The 20,262-nt window shown below is 39.6% G+C and carries 20 protein-coding genes and 1 pseudogene; 6 read left to right on the top strand and 15 right to left on the bottom strand.

What is annotated here, in order from left to right; genetic code table 11:
- Window positions 1-293: 293 nt before the first annotated feature.
- Both G7062_RS03030 and G7062_RS11485 read right to left on the bottom strand, forming a co-directional pair.
- Window positions 294-1,565: a glucose-6-phosphate isomerase gene (locus tag G7062_RS03030; protein WP_240915991.1), complete on the bottom strand. Its 1,272-nt coding sequence runs from the start codon at window positions 1,563-1,565 to the stop codon at window positions 294-296.
- A gap of 144 nt (window positions 1,566-1,709) precedes the next feature.
- Window positions 1,710-1,919: pseudogene (locus tag G7062_RS11485) on the bottom strand (S1 RNA-binding domain-containing protein); the annotation flags it as partial.
- Window positions 1,920-2,002: 83 nt separating this feature from the next.
- Between G7062_RS11485 and G7062_RS03025 the strand changes: the two are divergent.
- Window positions 2,003-2,461 (top strand): divergent PAP2 family protein, encoded by a 459-nt coding sequence (locus G7062_RS03025; RefSeq protein WP_166064453.1) that lies wholly within the window; start codon window positions 2,003-2,005, stop codon window positions 2,459-2,461.
- 5 nt (window positions 2,462-2,466) lie between these two features.
- Window positions 2,467-2,703, top strand: coding sequence for a NifU family protein (locus tag G7062_RS03020; RefSeq protein ID WP_166064452.1), 237 nt, complete (start codon window positions 2,467-2,469; stop codon window positions 2,701-2,703).
- A 25-nt stretch (window positions 2,704-2,728) separates the two neighbouring features.
- Here G7062_RS03020 and G7062_RS03015 read toward each other — a convergent pair whose 3' ends face one another.
- The 13 genes from G7062_RS03015 to uvsE form a co-directional block, all read right to left on the bottom strand.
- Window positions 2,729-2,965, bottom strand: coding sequence for a hypothetical protein (locus tag G7062_RS03015; protein WP_166064451.1), 237 nt, complete (start codon window positions 2,963-2,965; stop codon window positions 2,729-2,731).
- A 64-nt stretch (window positions 2,966-3,029) separates the two neighbouring features.
- Window positions 3,030-3,713 carry a YjjG family noncanonical pyrimidine nucleotidase gene (locus G7062_RS03010; RefSeq protein ID WP_166064450.1) on the bottom strand — a complete coding sequence of 228 codons (684 nt, stop codon included), beginning with the start codon at window positions 3,711-3,713 and terminating at the stop codon, window positions 3,030-3,032.
- A 70-nt stretch (window positions 3,714-3,783) separates the two neighbouring features.
- Window positions 3,784-4,113, bottom strand: a complete 330-nt coding sequence (locus tag G7062_RS03005) for a hypothetical protein (RefSeq protein WP_166064449.1) — start codon at window positions 4,111-4,113, stop codon at window positions 3,784-3,786.
- Window positions 4,110-4,538, bottom strand: a complete 429-nt coding sequence (locus G7062_RS03000) for a helix-turn-helix transcriptional regulator (RefSeq protein ID WP_166064448.1) — start codon at window positions 4,536-4,538, stop codon at window positions 4,110-4,112. Before G7062_RS03000 ends, G7062_RS03005 begins: the two co-directional genes overlap by 4 nt.
- A 148-nt stretch (window positions 4,539-4,686) precedes the next feature.
- A complete protein-coding gene (locus G7062_RS02995; protein ID WP_166064447.1) occupies window positions 4,687-6,489 on the bottom strand; it encodes an ABC transporter ATP-binding protein in 1,803 nt (600 codons plus the stop codon).
- Window positions 6,476-8,632 carry an ABC transporter ATP-binding protein gene (locus G7062_RS02990; protein ID WP_166064446.1) on the bottom strand — a complete coding sequence of 719 codons (2,157 nt, stop codon included), beginning with the start codon at window positions 8,630-8,632 and terminating at the stop codon, window positions 6,476-6,478. Before G7062_RS02990 ends, G7062_RS02995 begins: the two co-directional genes overlap by 14 nt.
- 238 nt (window positions 8,633-8,870) lie before the next feature.
- Complete coding sequence (gene nadE, locus G7062_RS02985; RefSeq protein WP_166064445.1) at window positions 8,871-10,625, bottom strand: NAD(+) synthase; 1,755 nt, start codon at window positions 10,623-10,625, stop codon at window positions 8,871-8,873.
- A gap of 1 nt (window position 10,626) precedes the next feature.
- Window positions 10,627-11,337: an RNA methyltransferase gene (locus tag G7062_RS02980; RefSeq protein WP_166064444.1), complete on the bottom strand. Its 711-nt coding sequence runs from the start codon at window positions 11,335-11,337 to the stop codon at window positions 10,627-10,629.
- On the bottom strand, window positions 11,334-11,930 hold the full coding sequence (locus tag G7062_RS02975) for a GDSL-type esterase/lipase family protein (RefSeq protein ID WP_166064443.1): 597 nt from the start codon (window positions 11,928-11,930) through the stop codon (window positions 11,334-11,336). Before G7062_RS02975 ends, G7062_RS02980 begins: the two co-directional genes overlap by 4 nt.
- Window positions 11,931-11,983: 53 nt before the next feature.
- Window positions 11,984-12,322 (bottom strand): hypothetical protein, encoded by a 339-nt coding sequence (locus G7062_RS02970; protein WP_166064442.1) that lies wholly within the window; start codon window positions 12,320-12,322, stop codon window positions 11,984-11,986.
- On the bottom strand, window positions 12,319-12,822 hold the full coding sequence (locus G7062_RS02965; RefSeq protein ID WP_166064441.1) for a hypothetical protein: 504 nt from the start codon (window positions 12,820-12,822) through the stop codon (window positions 12,319-12,321). The genes G7062_RS02970 and G7062_RS02965 overlap by 4 nt, the downstream gene beginning before the upstream one ends.
- Before the next feature lie 11 nt (window positions 12,823-12,833).
- Window positions 12,834-13,859, bottom strand: coding sequence for a tRNA preQ1(34) S-adenosylmethionine ribosyltransferase-isomerase QueA (gene queA, locus G7062_RS02960; RefSeq protein WP_166064440.1), 1,026 nt, complete (start codon window positions 13,857-13,859; stop codon window positions 12,834-12,836).
- A 70-nt stretch (window positions 13,860-13,929) separates the two neighbouring features.
- A complete protein-coding gene (gene uvsE / locus G7062_RS02955; protein ID WP_166064439.1) occupies window positions 13,930-15,186 on the bottom strand; it encodes a UV DNA damage repair endonuclease UvsE in 1,257 nt (418 codons plus the stop codon).
- 145 nt (window positions 15,187-15,331) lie between these two features.
- Here uvsE and G7062_RS02950 point away from each other — a divergent pair, with 145 nt between their 5' ends.
- From G7062_RS02950 to G7062_RS02935, 4 genes are read left to right on the top strand one after another with little or no spacing between them, the layout of a single operon-like run.
- Window positions 15,332-15,976, top strand: coding sequence for a response regulator transcription factor (locus G7062_RS02950; protein ID WP_166064438.1), 645 nt, complete (start codon window positions 15,332-15,334; stop codon window positions 15,974-15,976).
- The gene (locus G7062_RS02945; protein WP_166064437.1) at window positions 15,973-16,923 is read left to right on the top strand and encodes a HAMP domain-containing sensor histidine kinase; all 951 of its coding nucleotides are present in this window, start codon (window positions 15,973-15,975) and stop codon (window positions 16,921-16,923) included. Before G7062_RS02950 ends, G7062_RS02945 begins: the two co-directional genes overlap by 4 nt.
- A gap of 59 nt (window positions 16,924-16,982) precedes the next feature.
- A complete protein-coding gene (locus tag G7062_RS02940) occupies window positions 16,983-17,663 on the top strand; it encodes an ABC transporter ATP-binding protein (protein WP_166064436.1) in 681 nt (226 codons plus the stop codon).
- On the top strand, window positions 17,660-20,218 hold the full coding sequence (locus G7062_RS02935) for an ABC transporter permease (RefSeq protein ID WP_166064435.1): 2,559 nt from the start codon (window positions 17,660-17,662) through the stop codon (window positions 20,216-20,218). Before G7062_RS02940 ends, G7062_RS02935 begins: the two co-directional genes overlap by 4 nt.
- Window positions 20,219-20,262 lie beyond the last annotated feature (44 nt).

The raw sequence follows: 20,262 nt of genomic DNA, 5'->3' as shown, positions 1-20,262 counted from the left end.
CGACTTTTCTAATGTCATTCTGATAATATATTATCACTTGTGGGTCATTTGATATGAAATCTCTCATTTTTTATGTATAATATGAGAGTGAGTTTTCACAGTAATATTATTGTTTTGGTAGGCGATAATATTATTCGGAAGTCAATAATAATAAAACACTTAACGAGTGCCATCGTTAACGTTTCATAGAATCAATCTCCATTGAATGCACTTCCTAAAAAAAGACTTATCACGCTCTATTCCTGGTAAGTCATGTATAAAAAAAGAGAAACTCGAATGAGTTTCTTTTCTTTTTATTTTCCTAAGAGTCTAAACATGTTTTTCTTGTAGACTTCAACACCTGGTTGATCAAATGGGTTTACATCAAGCATGTACGCCGACATAGCAAGTGCTTTGAAATAGAAGTATACCAAGTATCCAAAATGGTAAGCATCTGCTTTCTCAATGGATAAAATTATATTTGGTACGCCTCCGGTAATTTCGTGCGCTTCCAATGTACCTTCAAATGCTTTCTCGTTGATCCAGTTCAAACTCTTACCTGCTAAGTAATTCATTTGATCGAGATCATTTGCTTCGGTTGGAACCGTTGTGTCTTCCATTGGATTATCAATTAAGACGACGGTTTCAAATATATTCTTTGTTCCATCTTGGATGAATTGTCCTAAAGAATGAAGATCCGTTGAGAAGTTTACGCTCGCAGGTAGTAAGCCTTTACCTTCTTTACCTTCAGATTCGGCAAAAAGTTGTTTCCACCATTCCGCAAGATACACAAGATGAGTTTCATAGCTCACAAACATTTCTACTGCTTTGCCATCATTATAGAGCATGTTACGGACAGTACCATAGACATACGCTGGGTTGGATTCAAGTGCAGGGTTGTTGAGTTCAAATGTAGCGTCCTTAACACCTTGCATGAAATCATCGATGCTAATTCCCGCAGCAGCGATTGGCAACAACCCTACTGGTGTGATGACTGAGAAACGTCCGCCGATATCATCAGGAATCACGAATGTTTCATAGCCTTTTTCATCAGCCAGTGGTTTTAACAATCCTTTTTCAGCATCTGTTGTTGCATAAATGCGTGTTGCTGCTTCTGCTTCCCCGTATTTTTCTTCCATAAATTGGCGAATCAAGCGGAAAGCAAGCGCTGTCTCAGTAGTTGTTCCAGATTTTGAAATGACATTTAGTGCAACGCGTTTATCTTTGATATAGTCTAAGATACGTACAATTGCTGTCGATGAGAATGTGTTCCCAACATAGATTATTTCCAAGTTATTCTTTGGATAGGGCCCTTGTAACATCTCAATCGCTGCACGAGCACCAAGGTAAGAACCACCAATACCGCAAACTAAAAGTACATCTGCTTGATCTTGAATGCGTTGTGCCGCAACTTTAATGCGTGCAAACTCATCCTTGTCATATGTATCTGCCCAGTCTAACCAACCAAGATAATCATTACCGCGTCCGGTACGATTGTGGATCATCTCATGAATTCGTGTTACTTCACTTTGGTGATCCAATACATTGCCCTTTAATAGAGCGTGTGATAAATCAACTTTAACCATGTCTGTCTCCTTTTGTTTCAACCACTGAGGCATCATTTGCGCAAGTGTCTCAAAGCCAATGTCATCTTTGGGCAGCAAAGTTCGCTTGTATTCTTTATCAACGCGATTACGGCGTGAGGAATAATTCAGCGCTTTTAAAGACAAGCGCAACTGGTGCGGTCCTTCACTGACATCAATTATCTTGGCAACAATATGTTCTCCTTGCGTTACAAATTGACGAATATCACGAACAAAATCATCAGATATCTCTGAAATGTGAATCAATCCGGTCGTATTCTCATCAATTGCCACAAACGCGCCATACGGTTGAATTCCTGTAATTAAACCTTCAACAATTTGTCCATTTGCATACATACGTTTCATTTTCATACCTCAATATCATAGATATTATAACACATCCAAATTTGTATGATATAATAAAAGTCCGAGGTGAAACTATGAGTTCAAATTTATATCCAATTATATCGGCCGTTGTCGCCAACCTTCTCGCGCAATTATTAAAACCATTTTTCTATTATTTACGAACAGGCGAGAAAGATTTAAGTTTCATCTTTGAAAGTGGTGGATTTCCAAGTTCACACACGTCACTTGTCGTGGGTTTAACCATGGCATATGGGTATCTTTCAAATTTTCAATCACAATTTTTCTTTATCTCATTGGTTTTCTCTCTCACCGTTATTTATGATGCAGCGAATGTTCGTTACTATGCTGGCCAAAATATCAAAATGACCAAACAACTTATCCAAGATATCGAAGTCTTAACACAGACCACACTTGAAAATCCAGTCTATCGTGAAAAAATCAAAGAAGTATTGGGTCACAAATGGGTTGAGGTTATTGGGGGCTTCTTACTTGGCTTTATCACTGCATCTATACTATACTTTTTTCAGGGGTGATAGACATGACTTTAGAAGAACGGATTGTGAGATCACTTGATAAAATCCGCCCTTACATCCAACGTGATGGTGGTGATATGGAATTTGTCAGTGTTGATGACAAAGGAATCGTTACGGTTCGCCTGTTGGGTGCATGCATTGGTTGTGGCCTCATCGACTATACACTTAAGGGTGGCGTTGAAGCATTACTTATGGATGAGATACCTGAGGTTAATGGTGTTATTTCCGAAGACTTTTTCTAAGAGTATAAAAAAAAGACAAGTATACCTACTTGCCTTTTTTTCCATCTTTCATCATTTTAATGAATTGCATTACGATCGCTATAAACAATGCCAACATGACAATATAGTTTGCCATTCTCAAAAGTGGCCAATCATTGTTTGGATAAAGTATTTTATCGAAAATTCCCATAAACAATAGAACAATACTCATAAGCACCGCTTTGTTGTAAGAAGAATTGTTTTTTTTATTATCGTTTTTCTTTTTTGTATTTTTTTGAGTCATGACACATCCGCCTTTATAGAAACATTATAACGTTTCGCGGTATTTAGCACAAGCAGAGATTCACTTATCGTACAATCTCGAGTACATCGCGTAAATCATGAACCTCATAGTCAACGCCAATAGTTGTCGTATTTTCGACGCCCTTTGGATTGTACCAACATGTGGAAATCCCTGCATTAATACCACCTTGCATGTCCGCAGTGAGCGAATCACCCAGAATCAAGGTTCTTGAAAGATCAACATTATCAAGTCGATCGAAGGCATAATCAAAGAATCCATTGTGGGGTTTTGCATATCCGGTGTCTGATGACACGACAACAAGTTCAAACAAATCGGTGATCCCTGCATTCTTCAAGCGAAGAAATTGTGTTTCGGATACACCATTTGTCACAACGACAAGACGGAAATCATCAGCAACTGCTTGTAAGAATTCTTCAGCGTATGGCATGTAAATATTATTTGCTGCCAAGTGAGCCCGGAACATATCATCCATTTCAAGTCCGGTATATGGAACATCATAACCTTCTGTCGTGATGACAAAGCGTTTGTTCCAAATATCATCCTTGCTGTTTCTTCCTTCTTCATACCCTTTCCACAGACTGTGGCTTGTTTCTAAGTATTTTTGCTTAATTGCTTCTGAATAAGGAATTCCCAAATCCTCTAACACCTTCTCAAACGCAATGTCTTGAGCTGCATCAAAATCAAATAGGGTATTGTCGATATCTATCAATAACGTGTCGTATTTCATAATCAATCTCCTTCACATTAATGTTAATTATACTGCAAGTGATATGAAAACGATACTCTGAAACTCACAATTAATCTATCGCTTTTCCAATAATGGTTTGGATGCATTCACTCCGCAACAGTACCGTCAGAGGGCCATCTTTATTTGTTTGAAATTCCAAAAGACACCACGGAAGCGAAACCTCCTTCACTGTCACCTCAGTATATGCGCTCTTGGTGCGTGCAATGCGTACATCAATAATATCTTCTATATTTACGACTATTGTCATTCCTACACTTCGTTGTAACTGCTCATCAATCGTCTTCTGTCCGCCATCAAATTTGCGAATGCGACTTTTAAGTTCCGATATTTCAAACATTACCCAAATAAATGCAGGTATCGCAAAGTACCATGCATTCATCTTTCATCCCCCACTTCTATGAGCCCTTTGATTGTTTCGATATTCATTATTTCTGTTTCGCGTTGTCCTTTCTTCTTTTGAAACTCCAGTGTTATCCACTCATCATCTACCTCAATCACTCGTGCTGGATACTGAAGCGCATTGGCACTCACATAATCACCCGTCATTAACACCTTGCACACTTTGCCTTCCCAGGCTTTCATTAGGTTGTTGTGTGGCTTATGAATGGGTGCGTTCCCAACCATCGCATCAAGACTGATTTGATACAGAGCCGCTAACTCCTTCGCCTTCTGTATACTGGGTGCTGCACTGCCATTTTCCCAATTCGAGATTGTTTGTCGACTCACGTTAAGGCGGTCCGCGACATCATCTTGTGTAAACCCTTTTTCTTTTCTTAATGTTATAAATCGTTCTCCCAGTGTCATTGTGCACCTCCTTAGAAATTATAGGCATGTTTTCGCTTTTCAACAATAAACTTTATTGGTCAAATGCGCTAATTTCTTTGACATTGACTCCTTTGTCATAAAATAAGGCCCCTGACTCCGGAGAGTATCAAGGACCTTACTTACTTTCTTAATCTTCTGAAAATTGTGAGTTATAGAGAACCGCGTAGAATCCATTTTGTTTAAGGAGTTCTTCGTGGTTACCCATTTCAACAATATCCCCTTTATCCATGACAAGAATCAAATCTGCGTCACGAATTGTAGAGAGACGGTGGGCAATAATAAAGCTTGTACGTCCTTCCATGAGGGTATCGAGTGCACGTTGAATCAACACTTCAGTACGTGTATCGACGGAACTTGTTGCTTCATCCAAGATAAGAATCTTAGGATCAGCGAGGATTGCACGTGCGATGGTCAATAATTGCTTTTGACCTTGCGACACGTTAGATGTCTCTTCGTTAAGAACCGTATTGTAGCCTTCAGGCAGTGTTCGGACAAAGTGATCAACTTGTGCTTTGGCAGCAGCTGTTAATACATCTTCATCACTAGCTTCAAGTTTCCCATAGCGAATATTTTCCATAATGGTATCGCTATAGAGCCATGTATCCTGAAGAACCATTCCAATAAGTTCACGCAATTCTGAACGTTGGTAATCGCGAATATCAACACCGTCAATCTTAATTGATCCAGAGGTGACATCGTAGAAGCGCATCAATAACTTAACAATCGTTGTCTTACCTGCACCTGTTGGGCCGACAATCGCAATCTTTTGACCCGGCTTCACTTCAGCACTAAAGTCATTAATGATTGTTGTTTGTGGAACATATCCAAAGTGTACATGATCAAAGGTTACTTCACCCTTAACTTTTGATAAGTCGTGTGTTTCCGTTGTTTCTGCAACCTCTTCTGGTTGCTCTAAGTATTCAAATACACGTTCTGAAGCCGCAATGGATTGTTGGAACTGTGATGAAATACTTCCCAATTGTGCAATTGGGTTTAAGAAGTTACGCATGTATTGAACAAAGGATTGAATATCCCCAACACTAATGATTCCTTGGGTTGCAAACCATCCACCAAGAATACTGATAACAACATACCCAGCATTCCCAACGAAGTTCATGATAGGTTGAACAAGTCCTGAGAAGAAGTTTGACTTCCAAGCAGATGCATACAAACGATCGTTGATTTCATCAAATTGTTGCATTGCAGTTGCTTCACCATTATAGGCTTTAATCAAGACATGACTGCTGTACATTTCTTCAATATGACTGTTGATGTCACCAAGGTTGGCTTGTTGTGAAGTAAAGTACTTTTGAGACTTTCCAAAGATAAACATAATAATTCCAAATGAGATTGGCAAGACAAGAAGTGCTGCTAAGGTCATTTGCCAGTTGATTGAGATCATCATAATCAAGACACCAATAATTGTTGTAACGGATGTCAGAATCTGAGTCAGACTGCTGGTTAAGTTTGAGTCAATGACGTCAATATCATTGGTAACCAATGATAAGACTTCCCCAACAGTAGTTGTATCAAAGTAGCTTAATGGTAATTTTTCAATCTTTTCGTGCATATCTTTACGAAGTTTGAATGTAATTCCCCGGGAAATCCCCGCCATTACATAACCTTGGATTGCACTAAAGAGGAAACTGAATCCATAAATCGCAACTAAGATAATGAGTATGCGACCAATTTCGTCAAAATCAACACCACCCAAACCTTGAACACGAGCAACCAATCCTTCAAAGAGAACAGTTGTTGCTTGTCCAAGAATCTTAGGTCCTGCAATTGCCAACACCGTCGAAACGAGTGCAGCAATAATTACCATTGTGAATCGTACACGATAGGGTTTAATCAGGGCAATGAGTTTTTTCATTGCAGCTTTCGAATCTTTTGGTTTACCAGTAGGAACATGGGTTCTATTTCGTGCCATATGTTAATTCCTCCTCTGATAATTGTGATGCCGCGATTTCATAGTATGTCGGGCATGATTTTAATAATTCATGGTGGGTACCAATCCCAACAACCGCACCATTATCAAGAACTACAATTTGATCAGCATCAAGGATTGTGTTGACACGTTGCGCAACGATAAGTAATGTTGCACCACCGTAGTTTTCATGAATGGCTTTACGGAGCAATTGATCCGTCTTGAAGTCCAACGCTGAGAAACTATCGTCAAAGATATAAATTGGTGCATCTTTAACAAGGGCCCTCGCAATGCTGAGGCGTTGTTTTTGTCCACCCGATACGTTGGTTCCACCTTGGGCAATTTCATAGTTTAAGCCGTCTTCTTTATCAAGAATGAATGTTGCTTGAGCAACTTCAAGTGCTTTTCTCACTTCTTCATCCGTAGCATCAGGACGGCCATATTTCAAGTTGTATTCAGCAGTTCCTGTTAAGAGGATTCCTTTTTGGGGAATATAACCAATCTCATCACGGAGTTTGTCTTGATCAATATCACGAACATCAACGCCGTTAACACGAACGACCCCATCGGATACATCGTAGAAACGCGGTACAAGGTTAATGAGTGTTGACTTACCACTTCCGGTTGAACCGATGAATGCTGTGGTCTGTCCTGGTTTTGCTGTCAAGGTAATGTTTTCTAAAACATATTCATCAGCATCACCATACTTGAAGTTAACGTTTTCGAATTCAACCCATCCACGTTTGTCTTCGATAAATGCTTGGGGTTGTTTTGGATCGTTTACTGTATTTTCTGTTTCTAAAATTTCATTAATACGGTGTAAGGAAACCATTGCTCTTGGAATAAAGATAAAGATCATTGCGATCATCAAGAACGCCATAATGATTTGCATTGCATATTGCATAAATGCCATCATGTCTCCAATTTGGATAAATCCATCGGATACTTCTCCAGCACCAAACCAAATAATTCCCACAACGGTTAAGTTCATGATTAGCATCATAATTGGCATCATCATGGACATTACACGGTTTACAAAGAGTGTTAAATCGGCAACATCTGTGTTGGCTTTGTCAAAACGTTTCTTTTCAAAAATTTTATTTCCGAAAGCACGGATGACCATAACACCACTAAGGTTCTCTCTAAAGACTAAGTTCAAACGGTCAACAAGTGTTTGACGGATTTTGAATTTAGGTACAGCGATAAAGTAAACAAGCATCAAGACGACCAAAAGTGCGCCACATGCAGCTGCGATAATCCATGTCATGGAGTCAGCTCGGTTCATAATCGCAATGATCCCTCCAACAGCCATAATCGGTGCATAGAAGAAGATACGAATCGACATCATAATCATCATTTGAACTTGCGACACATCGTTAACGGTACGAACGACCATCGACGATTGTGAGAACTCATCAAATTCTTCACTCGAGAAATTTTCAATCTTATCAAAAACTTGGCGTCGCAAGCGTTTTGAGAATCCTGCTCCTGTTCGTGTTGCAGCCAAACCAACTAAGACTGCGGCTACGACACCGATAAGTGTAACACCCATCATCTGAACACCGGTTGTCATAATGTAGTTCTTTTGCAAGGTACCGACTTCAGTACCAATTTCAGCATAAAGCATTTTCGCTAAGACAATCCCTGTTTGCGCTTTAAGTGCATCTGGCATGTCGGCAGCTTTTTGATAAGCAGCAACTTTTGTGCTCTCATCAAGCATTTGGAAATATGGAATTGCCGGATAGATTTCACGAATATCAAAATCTTCAGCAATTTGACCTTCCATTGAAGGAGCACCTGGTATATCAAGATTCATGAGGGTCCAAATTGACTCCCCAATCAAAATATCCAAAGACTCACGATCAACATTATCGTTTAATAGGGCACGATCACCCTCAACTGTATAAGCAGCCTTAAATTCTGAAGCCTGAGCCTCAGGAAGAATCGCCGCAATCAAGTTGAAACCATCTTGACTCATTTCTGTTGGACTTGCATGGTCAATACCCGATTGTTGGATACCAACGTTAACAATGTCCGACATGTAACTTGGAAGTTTGAGATCTGCCCATGCTTGTACAAATAGCAAGGAAATCGCAACCAATACAAGCATTATGAATGGCTTCATATTTGACAGGATTCGTTTCATACATTACCTCTTCTTTCTCAATAAATTACTAAAATAACCACTACAAATCATATTTTTACGTTGAGTGTCTATTCGACATCGTTCGGTACTGAACGTTGTTCATTGTTCATTATAGTCTAATTTCTTTGCAATAACAATTGGTATACGCCGAATTCATTAGTCTTTCACAAATGTATTAGCCAACCAAGACAACATACACTATAAACAAAACTCATACGTGACTGTATGAGTTTCAGATTTACATTGCAAGAATTGCCGCAAACAGCGCCTCTTGGTTTTCAGTATAGTGTAAAGGCATTTGACTCTCACGGTATGCAAGTCCATACGCATGATCGCTAATTGAGACAATTGGCGGCATTTGAATCCGCTTATAAACTGCCGTATTCATTGTGCGCACAACCCATTGAATATCACGAACGAAGGCCTCTGGATTATCGAATCCGTAACCCAATAGATATTTACCAATTGGGGTATGATAAATTGTTCCATCCAAATAGGATGTAAGAAGTGCTTCGAGAGAATCTGTCATGAGATGTTGGATGATTCGATCATGATATCCCCATTTCATGGGATCAAATTGATCGGCCGCAAGTTCAGCGCTCGGTGCAAATCCCCATTCAACATGAGTTTCCTCATCACTGGGAATAAGGTTAGCAGGTACAACTTCATCCTTTAAAATTTCATTGAGTTCACGGGCGACGGTTCCCACTTCCATTTTAGTGAGGTCTCCCAAAATTGCCAACGCGCCAATAGCATCCCCATATAAGGTTGCATAACCCAAGGCAACTTCAATTTTATTGCCATTGTTAGATACAACACCGTTCACAAGACTTGAAACACTCATTAGCGTATGTCCACGAAGTCGTGCTTGGATGTTTTCGTAACTTAACCCTTCAACAGTATTATAGTCTCCATAACTCAAACTATTAACAGTAGCATCTACCATTTCGCCAATTGGGATTTCTTTGAATTCAAATCCCAACTTCTCACTGAGATGGTAGGCATTGTTTTTTGTAATGTCGCGCGTAAATTTACTTGGCATCGTTACACCTAGAATGCGTTCTTTTCCAAGGGCTTGTGTAAGAAGTGCAATAGTGACACTACTATCCAATCCACCGGAAACACCCACAATCCATTTTGGACCGTATGCTAGCGTTTCTTCATCAAAGTAGCGAATTGCATGAATTAGGGCATTGTAGAGTTTCTTGTCACAAATTGATGCCTGTGCAGGGAAATTATGAATATCCACAACTGCCGATGTCTCTTCAAATGTATCACTCAGATGGTAAACTATGTCATTATGAACCACAAGTGACCCTCCATCAAAGAGCACAACATTCTTTCCACTATTTTGCATCCCGGTATTATTTACATAAACAAACGGTACCGATGATTTTTGACGACGTATGTTGTTCAATCGCATGGCTTCTTTTTGCTTTACCCAAGGAGATGCCGAAATATTAATTACAACATCGGGGTTGTATGCCAGCATTTTCTGTGTTGGAGAAAACGCGTGGCCCATATCCCATAAGTCTTCGCAAATTTGAATGGATACTTTTTCACCCTTATAATTAAACGGTTCAAAGTTTCCTTGACCGGCCTCAAAATAACGACGATCATCAAAAAAACCATAGTTTGGCAACAAGTGTTTAAGATAAAAACCTGCATCCGTTCCAGAATCTCGAGTTGCCCATTCACCATCAATAGCGAAGTATGCAGCATTGAAGAGTTGATCATCCAAACGTTGCACATTACCCCAAATAAGCGCGGTCCCTTTACTCATTGCTCGCAATGTCTCGTTTAAAGCAAGTAACTCGTTCATTGCGTCTTCATTTTCATAGCGATCACCAATCATGTAACCACCCACACTCATTTCAGGAAATACGATAATATCGGCTGCATCACGATGCAAATCAATAAATGATTGCATTTGGGCAAGATTACTCTTGGTATTGTTTGATTTTACGCGTAATTGAACAAGTGCTAACTTCATATTATCGACGTCCTTTCTGACGGTATCTTTCGTATGCAAAAACAGATGTTGCTCCAACAGAACTCAAGGATACACGCGCATCGTAATCAATGCGTACATTGACATCACTCAGTGCCAGTACACTACTTGATAACCCTCGTAATGCACCACCCAAACAAATGCAAATACGCTTTGGCATTTTATAATCGATTAGGGATAAACTATCATCGCCACGGTGTGCAGCGACAATGGTTGTTTTTGTGTTTTGAATTGCTGCAATATCGGCCGCTAAGTCGTCTGATTTACACCACCATAACGATTCACTTGCACCCGCGCTCGCACGAATCAGCTTGGCTTCGTGTTCATAAAAATCGTAATTCGGTGTAATAATTCCATCAAACCCTAAAGAAGCGATTGTGCGACAAATTTCGCCAAGATTAAAGGGATCGGTAACGCCTTCAATGCACATGAGTGACAAGTCACCTTTTTTAAGTGTGGTTACAGCCTCGCTGTTACGAACACCACAATCAACAAGATAGCCACCATGACTGGTATTTCCAGCCAATTCATCCATCGCTGGGCGATCAAGTCTGACAATTTTCAAACCTTCCGCAATTCCCTCTACATAACGGGCTTCGCGATCACGATGTTTATCCAAGATATACACTGCCTTGATATCACGCTTACGCTCTTTCAATATTGCTTTAACACTAATTTTTCCTGATACAATCATACAATACTCCATTCTCTAAATAGTTTAATGACTTCTTCTGCTATTAATATTTGTCCCTTCGATCTGACTTGAAGTCCGCGCGGTTTCACAATGCTGCGAGGATGCGTATTAATTGCAGCACTGTTTAAAACACCATCGGCACCAACAAAATTGTAACCAAATTCACGTGCAAGTTTACGAACTACAAACATTTTGTCTGAAGCATCATAACGCAAATTATCATACAACGAAGGATAGGACACATAGAAAGGCTCAATAAGGATAACGCGTTGCGGATCAAGTGCCTCAACTTTACGCAACATTGACCGATACATATCTTCAAAGTTAAGCATCGACCCTAGTGTTCCAAGCATAACATCATGACGATTCTCCCAAATATCATTGCTACCAATCATGATAACCAAGACCTCTGGTTTTTCATCCAACGCATCACTCTCAATACGCGCCAACAGAGACATCATCGTATCTCCAGCCATGGATTTGTTGATAATCTCACGATTGGGAACTTGTTTTTTGATATGGGAAATAAAGTGTGATCCTGCAAGGGTATCATCACCTATGAATACAAACTTTGCGTCCTTTTTCAATCTCATCTTCGTTACCTCATTTCCCTAATTATACACTAAAAAAGAGTCTTTCGACTCTTTTAGACTTGGAAAAATGCCCAACCACAATAGATTAAGATCAAATCGAGAAAATTTCCGGTTAAACCAACAAGACTCAACATACTGCGAAACTCTGTAGCAGCAAAGAGATCCAGGCGATAACCAAAGATTAAAACAATAATGATGGAAAGAATGACTTTTCCCAACCAACGATTGTTTCGTTTTGAATTGGGTGATAAGAAGTATCCCAACACCAATAAAATGACCATCCATGTAAATGTTAACAACCATCCCCACCCTACAGGAACAAACCGTTCCATAAGGTTATAAATTATACCTGCAGCAATAACTACAAATAATGCGGTCCAATGACGCTTCACGATTCAACAACCCCTTCTTGTTTCAAACGAATAAACATTCCAAATAAAATTCCCATCCCAGGAATCACTGCCGAAACAATCCAAAAGAGTGTTTCATAACTTCGCACAACCGCACTCTCATACAAGACACTTCCAAACATTGGATTAAGCATGCTGTAGAATATCCACGGTGATTTTTGATAGACAACATAACTATAAATAAAGACACCCACAAATACGGCGAGGAGAATGACTCCGAGAACCACGACTGCAAAGTCTATATTTTTAATTAAATTCTTACGATCTGATTTCGAGATAACCAAAAGGTATCCGGGAATCGCGTAAACTAGAAATGCAAAGATGCTTGTTATCAACACTTGGACGATAACTGGGAATCCTTTTACATAACGCAAGAGGGGATGCCCAACACCATTTGCCAATAAAAAGATGACAGATATGATCAAATGAATTCCAATAATCAGAAATACAGTGCGTATGCGATCTTTATATTTTTGTTCCATACTTGTCTCCTTTATTTCTTATGCGATAAAAACATACTGTCTCCAAACGAGAAGAATCGGTATTCTTTATCGACTGCATGTTTGTATGCATGTTCAATTTCTTCTTTCCCTGCAAATGCGCTTACTAACATTATAAGGGTTGACTTGGGTAAATGGAAGTTTGTAATGATTGCATCCACTGCTTTCCACTCATATCCTGGATAAATAAATATTTTGCTATCATTATGATCGGCAACAAATTTACCATGTTCGGTCATAATTGTCTCCAATGTTCGTACTGAAGTCGTTCCAACAGCAACAATGCGTCGGCCTGCTTCTTTAGCACCATTTAAGATATCCGCTGTTTCTTGACTCATAAAATACTCTTCAGAGTGCATTGTATGTTCAAGAATGTTATCTACTTTCACAGGACGGAACGTTCCCAGTCCAACATGAAGGGTGATGGGAACTATGGTCACACCTTTTGCTTCAAGCTGGGCAAGAATTTCCGGTGTAAAGTGTAATCCCGCAGTCGGTGCTGCTGCACTTCCTTCAACTTTAGAATAAACAGTTTGATAGCGTTCCTTATCTTCGAGACGTTCGTGAATATATGGAGGGAGTGGCATCTGTCCCAATTCATCCAATATTTCTAAGAATATTCCCTCGTACTCTAGGTCAAAGAAACGAATTCCTTCTTCCCCAACTTTAGTACAAATTGCCTTAAGTTTCCCTTCACCAAAGCTAAGTTCTGTTCCAACTTTAACCACTTTGGCATTTCCAACTAAACACTCTGCTGTTTTGTCTTCGAATTTAAGAATTAACAATTCAACATGAGCACCCGTTTCTGGCTTTTCACCAAACAAGCGAGCAGCAATTACCCGTGTGTTGTTAACAACAAGAACGTCACCATCGTTAAGATAATCCACAATATTATAGAAATGTTTGTCTTCAACATGCATTCCGTCGACTACAAGCAATCGCGATTCACTGCGTTTTGCGGCAGGTGTTTGAGCGATTAATGACTCTGGGAGATAAAAATCGAAATCTTCTACATTCATAGTACACTTACTCCTCTAAAAACTTCATTAGTTATTTTACCATACTATTGGCTGTCTTTGTAAACACAGTTCAAGAATATACATCTGTATAGGCAAAGTACACTGAATCAAGGACATACTTCTCATCATATTTATACATTAGTTTTGAAAGTAACTTCTTGATTTTAACGGCATTCGTACTTACATCCTCAACAAGCAGCATATATTGTTGTTTTTCGCGATCACTAACTTGTTTACGGACATAGCCATAGACATGATCGGCTGTATTGCGGAAACTTCCTGCATCAAACGGCAATTCAAGACACGCATCCATAAAAATAACAATCTCATCAAGAGGTGTACCATCGTTTATCATAGCCGAACATCGTTTATAGTTCGCATAACCGGTTTCCATTATACGGTATTTATACCGAGCCCATAATGAAGTTCGCTCGTGAACACGCTGTTCCCTCAGGAGCGGATTCAATTTCAGAACTGATAGCTCCTTATCCTTAACTTCAAGCATGATGTCACAATCAAAGGAATCTACAGTTTTCATATAAGCAAGAAAGGAGCGCGTATCAATGGTTTGCGAATGGGCTCCACGTTGTTTGTTGGGGTCTTGATCAGAATAATGAAATTTTACCGGACCATCTTGAGGCTTCCATGTTTGGCGCACTTGCGATAGTACTTCTTCTAACTGGAGTGAGGATGGATTAATGGCATCGTGCAAATTATCAAAGACAGCTGGCATTTGTACAGCACGACAAAGATCGAGTACTTCTGCGATTGTGTAGCTACGCTCATCATTTTCCAAAATAAGACGGGATTGTACACGTTGCGAAAGGCGCGGATAATTTGCAATAAACCGTTTCATCGCTGCTTCTTTATCACCATAAACACCCCCTACATGGAGGATTAGTTTATGGGTATCATCGATACCTAAAGCATCCAGAAAACGACAGTGGTATTCCAAATCAGCAATACTCCGTTCAACAACACCCTCATCCGGTGAATTTAAAACGGTATATTGCCCAGGATGCATGGATACACGCATCCCTGATTGCTTTACAAATTCTCCACATTGTGACAACACATCTTCAAACATTTCATCCCAAGCAAGGGTATTGATAGGGTGGGAACCAAATGGAATAATATCGGAACTAATCCGAAACATGGTGATTCCTTGTGAATGATTCCATTCCAAGATTTTCAACAAGTCATTGATATTTTCACCTGTCTTTTCAATGAACCCTTGTGTATTGAAATCTTTAAGATTCATACGTCGTGTAGTTCGATATGGAATTGACATGGGTATACAAGCATATCCGATGCGATGTTTTGACATAGTTTTTCTCCCTCGCAAACTCAATAATGGTGTTATTATATCATCTCTCTGATCCATTCCAAGTGTAACACTCTTGTGTGAAAGACACGCGCAAATATGACAAAATCCTCATTTATTCAGTCTCAAAGTCATGTATAATAGAGTTATGAAAATCTTACTGGTGGAAGATGACCCAACCATTGTCTATGGGTTGCGAAAATTTTTAGAACTCGACAGTTGGCACGTAACTGTCGCGTTTTCCATGCAAGAGGCGGAACGATGCCTCGATAACACATTCGATCTCTTTATCCTTGATGTTGGGCTTCCCGATGGGGATGGTTTTCAAGTATGCCAACAGGTTCGATGCGTATCCAATGCACCCATTATTTTTTTGACAGCCCAAGATGACGAAGCAAGTCTTTTACGAGGATTTGATTTGGGTGCTGATGACTACATTACAAAACCTTTTCGATTGGCCGAACTTAAACGACGCATTCTTGCAATCACAAAGCGTTCAAATTCTGGACTGCTTGCATACGGTTCTCTCACGATTGACGTGAATGCTGCGACGGTTCGCGTTGACAATAACGAAGTTCAACTCAGCGTTCAAGAGTACCGCCTACTCCTTGTACTTTTCAAGCATCGTGGTGAGCTTGTATTGCGTGATGCATTGAATAAAATTCTCTGGGAAAATGATACCTACATTACCGACAATGCCTTATCGGTCAATATCAAACGTTTACGTGAGAAAATGGGGACTCAGATTGAAATCAAAACAGTCCATGGCAAAGGATACATTCTTCATCTATGAAAATAATACGCGACCGTAAAATAAAGAATCTTTTCATACAACTCTTACTGCTTTTTGGGTTGTGTTTTTTGTTGTTTAAAATGAACTATGAATGGCTAAGTCTTGGACTTGCCTTTGCCGGGACATTAATCCTTGTCTTTATCTTCCTGCACAATCAACTTAGGCGTATTGAATCATTGACTTTCTATTTAAAGACGCTCAATCGTGGCGACTATACGTATGATTTGGATGCATATGTAGAGGGTGAACTCGCGATCCTTCACGCCGAACTCAACAAGACGACCATCAATCAAAAAACAATGAATGATGCACTCGTGTCACAAAAAGCCTTTCTCAATAAATCTTTGGAAGATATTTCTCACCAACTCAAGACACCCATCACCTCATTATCGATTCTCAATGAATTACAAAATCAAGAGGATGAGCTTGTTCAAAACAGTCGCATCCAAATATCACGCCTTGATTCCTTAGTAAAGTCGCTTTTGAAGTTAGTTCAGTTGGATGCTCATACCATGGACTTTAATATGAGACCTACACCACTTGATCCCTACCTTTTTGAGATAATAGAAACATTCAAACCCTTGGCACACAATAGCAATCTTTTATTGAATACAAGCATCACCAACCACGCTGTACTCTGTGATCCAAATAAAACAATGGAAGCATTCCAGAACATATTGAGTAATAAATTGCGCTATGCAAAGACTACCATTACCATTACAACGCAACGCATTGGCCTCTTTACCGAAGTTCGAATTTCCGACGATGGTGATGCTATCCCTATTTCTCAACGCGAAAAAATCTTCGAACGATTTTACAGTGGTGCAAATAAGCATCCTGAGAGTGTTGGTATCGGCCTATCCCTCGCACGCGAGATAATGAATCAACAAGGGGGCGTTTGTATGTGGATGGTGAAAACACATTTGTCTTCCGCTTTCAAAATATGACACAACCGTAAGAACTTACGAATGCATGATTCTCTATACTAAGGGTACGAGGTGATACCATGGAAATTCTTAATGTCATGAATCTGTCGAAAATCTACAAACAAGGGAAACACGAAGTCAAGGCATTGGATGATGTCTCTTTTAAAGTAAACAAAGGAGAGTTTGTCGCAATTATGGGACCCAGTGGAAGTGGCAAATCAACACTGCTTCATATGATTGGTTGTGTTGATACTGCAAGTTCTGGATACATCACGATTGATGGGCTGGCTGTTGATGCTTTTGACGAAGAAAAACTGACGATTTTTAGACGACGTCACATTGGTCTTGTCTACCAATTTTATAACCTTATTCCCATACTCAATATTGAAGATAATATTAAACTACCCATACTTCTTGACCAAGCCCCGATCGATATCGATTACTACCAAGACTTGGTTACCCGTCTGAATCTCAAAGACCGACTTACACACCTTCCAAGTCAGCTGTCAGGGGGGCAACAGCAAAGAGTATCGATTGCACGAGCATTAATGAATCGTCCATCTCTGCTACTTGCTGATGAACCAACAGGCAACTTAGATCAGGCAAACTCTCAGGAAATACTCGAGATGTTGAAAGCGTCACATCGTGAGGACAAGCAAACAATCATGCTTATCACACATGATGAAAACATTGCTATGCAAGCAGATCGGATTATTCATATTGAAGATGGCCGGATTACGCGTGATGAGGTTATCTTGTGAGCATCCTAACCAAACTTGGATTCAAACACAGTTTTAGCGATCGTCGTTCACTTTTTATGACGATTCTTAGTATTTCTTTATCAGTTGCAATGACGACAATGGTCGTTGCCCTTACCCAAAGCGCCATAAAAGGGTTTAAAGATCAAGTAGTAAACTCGTTTAGACAAGATAACATTCAATTTTTCAATGTTACTGATATTAATGTACTTCTCAATTTTGTCGGTCATGAAAACGTAGACTCATACGCACCAGTTGAAAGCAGACGCTATATTCGTAATCAAGATGAGAATCATGAACTCATTAGTTTATTGGGTATTAACCCCGAATACGAACGCCACTTCCAAGCGCCACAAGACAAAGGGAAACCTTTGTTTACATTGGCTGAAGGACGCATGCCATTAAATCGAAATGAAGTTCTCTTATCTGAGGACTATGCCCATCAATATTCAATTGGAACCATTCTCAATACCGAAATTCGATATGAAGAGACTATTGAACCAAGTGAATCGGTGACTGTAGTTGGTTACATCAATAATTCAGGATACTTCGGGTACACTTCAATCTATCTTATTGATCAACCTGCTTTCGCGAGTGATGTGAAGATTAAAGTATCTGCAACGGTTGATTCGTTGCTACCACTTTTTGAAAAAGTTTATTCAATGCCCAATGCAAACACCTTATTTAGCGGTTTTGATAGTAATTTTTCCTTGAACCGTGCCTTAGGGTTAATCCCCAATACTTCGGATAATTTGGATACTGTTATTATTATCGCCGGTGTATTGGTACTTTTAGTTTTGACACTTTCAACGTTTATGCTTATCTACAATTCCTTTAAGTCAGCGATTGATAAACGGTATAACACATATGGATTACTTCGAAGCATTGGTGCAACAAAACGGCAACTCCGTTCAATGATACGAACGGAAGGAAATCTTATAATGTGTGTCGCCCTTCTCCTTGGTTTAAGTGTTGGAACGCTCATTGCACACCTTATTGTAAATTATGTAAATACACAAATTGCATTTGCAGCAACGTTTAACCCGGACCCCTTTATCATTTCTTTTGGCGTAACCCTATCATGGCAAAGCATCTTAATTATTGCTGTAATTACTTTTTTCACAACGCGAATCCCGTTAAATTTAGCCATACGCAAACTTTTTAGTAAAACATCTTTAGAGACATTGAAAAATCATCGCAATCTACACAAGCGTCAGCGCCCACGTCGTTTTGCAAAACGAACACGTTCCAACCCCCTTCGCTTTGCCGAACTTTACACGCGTCGCGATCGTCATAAATACCGTGGGACACAAATCGCTTTAACACTCTGTATTGTTGTCTTCATCACACTTACATCACTCGTATCCATTTTCTCGAAAACTTACAATACGTTTGGGCGTCTCCCTTACAATATAGAAGTATCCTCCTATAACAATGACGAAGATTTAGACAATTTTAAACAATCCATACAGACTACACTCACCGACAATCAACTTGATGCTGACTATCTTGAGTCTGCCGCACATTTTGAAGCTATCATCACAGACATGAATTTAAACCAAATACCCATGCATCACGATTTTAAAAGAGTTTATAATTGGGTTGACGAATTTGACGAGCCACTTATGAATTATTCTGTTTACGCACTTTCGGATGGATTTTACGATCAGGTGTTAAAAGATAACAATCTGAGTTCGAACAAGAATCCGCAATCCGCAATTCTTGTGAATGGATATTCTGGTGTTTTAATGGAAACAAGCGGACAATATGGAAATTACCGTGGTGAAATTTTAAATGCAAGCAACCTTGACCAAGTCAACGTTGGCGTCGGATACACACATTCAGAAACCAACCAACGCTACTTTGAACGTGGGCTCACATTTTATCTTGATGGTGTCATTGGCACCATGCCAGTTTATATCAATGAAGTCTCATCACGACCTATCCCTACTTTGCTTGTACGAGAAAGTGCTACCGAAGATCTTTTGAATAATTTATATCCAGTAAATGCGCAGATCAATGATCTCTATGGATTCAAACAAATCCGTGCCTTCGTCAATACGATGAATCCCTTAGAAACAACCACTGCTTTACACTCACTTGATTACGGAGTCGGAAACCTTGATTCACTCCAAAAAAGTTACCAAATGCTAAGCGACACTTTATATGTTGCTGTATACAGTATTGTCACATTTATCACCCTTGTTTGCATGATTAACTTATATAACATAAATTATACAACGCTTAATTCACGCCGCTCTGAATTGGCGGCACTTCGCTCTATCGGATTCTCTAAAAATGAGCTGAAACGCATGTTGCGATGGGAAGCAGTACTGACCCTCATTGCCCCACTACTCCTTGGAACCTTAATCGGTATCGCAATTACTTATGTGCTTCACCGCACCTTGATGATTAGTTCTCAAGCAATCTTTGTACTCGATTTCAATGCAATTTTGATGGCATGGGTGATTATGATTGCTTCAGTTCTCCTTAACATGATCATCACAACACGTCGCAGTCGAAGATTTAGTATCATCGAAGATATGAAACGACTCTGATATTACGTCGGACACCGTGTGTCTGGCGTTTTTTGATTATGACA

Origin of the sequence: Erysipelothrix sp. HDW6C (assembly GCF_011299615.1) — a bacterium.
GTDB lineage: Bacteria > Bacillota_I > Bacilli_A > Erysipelotrichales > Erysipelotrichaceae > Erysipelothrix.
Note: the sequence above shows the minus strand (reverse complement) of the source record. Positions and strands in the feature narration are given on the sequence as shown.